This window comes from Vibrio sp. 1457 (assembly GCF_033340195.1).
GTDB lineage: Bacteria > Pseudomonadota > Gammaproteobacteria > Enterobacterales > Vibrionaceae > Vibrio > Vibrio alginolyticus.
This window is the reverse complement of record NZ_JAWOWA010000169.1, coordinates 1-1011: the sequence shown is the minus strand read 5'-3', so window position 1 is coordinate 1011 and position 1011 is coordinate 1. Positions and strand designations below refer to the sequence as shown.

2 protein-coding genes are annotated in these 1011 nt (G+C 47.0%); both read left to right on the top strand.

What is annotated here, in order from left to right:
- Positions 1 to 578 (top strand): S41 family peptidase (locus tag R7Z41_RS24625; RefSeq protein WP_318141723.1); only part of this gene is annotated, 578 nt, incomplete at its 5' end.
- 73 nt (positions 579 to 651) lie between these two features.
- A complete protein-coding gene (locus R7Z41_RS24620; protein ID WP_020840499.1) occupies positions 652 to 972 on the top strand; it encodes a hypothetical protein in 321 nt (106 codons plus the stop codon).
- The last annotated feature ends 39 nt before the right edge of the window (positions 973 to 1011 follow it).

Genomic DNA, 1011 nt, shown 5'->3' with positions numbered 1-1011 from the left:
CTAATGGCGACAATATATACCCATTTACTAACGTAGCCATCGACTGGGCAGCAGGCAAGTTCTCAGACCAAATGTTGCCTACTCTAGGCAAGCAGCAAGTTTATGTGCTGACCTCTGGCGGTACGGCCTCTTCAAGTGAATTACTGATGAATGCACTGCGCGGTATTGATGTTAATGTTATCCAACTTGGCTCAACCACAATGGGTAAACCTTATGGATTCGCACCCGAGCAGAACTGTGGCACCATGTACTACACCATTCAGTTTAAATCTGCGAACGAAAAACAATTTGGCGACTTTGCCGACGGTTTTGTTCCAACACCTAAGAGCCAAATTAGCAGCAGCCTTGGTTTAGATAATCGAGTTGAAGGTTGTTGGGTAGATGACGACTTAACGAAGCCGCTAGGCGATACATCCGAGCGCATGCTATCTGCCGCACTCAACTACATGGATACAGGAACTTGTCCACAAGTGTCGCCTGCGAGTTTCAACACAATGCCACTTAACAGCGACTCTCCAGCACTTAAGGATCACCGTTCTCCACTAAGAACAGAGGCTATACATGTTGAGATCAACTAGCTCAAGGCGCGCAACAGCTACAAGACTTTGTGCTTGTCTTGGACTAACACTACCGATTTTGGGGTGTGAAGCAATGTCACGAGAACCTGTTGAAGCCTTAAGCACTAAAACCACGCCGGAGGCCGTAACGGAAGTACAAGCTGCGATTGCACAAATTCAAGGGACGCCAGCACCGAGAATCGCAAGCAACGTATTTGAATCGTCTCCGCACTTGTTGATTGAGAAAGGTAAAGTAAAAGGCAAGGATAACGTGCTACTAGACGGTAGCTATACCGATTTTCCTGACCAGTACACATTGCAGATTCGCGGTACAACCTGCGGACTGTTCTACGCGAAAACAGACCAGTTTGTGCCACTAACAGCACTGAATTGTGAACCAGTCACCAAACGTTGATCAAAAAGCCCGCTGAAAATTGCGGGCTTTTCTTATCTA

Excerpts from the sequence above, each read along its gene's own strand:
- R7Z41_RS24620 (WP_020840499.1), top strand. The coding sequence starts at position 652 with ATGTCACGAGAACCTGTTGAAGCCTTAAGCACTAAAACCACGCCGGAG.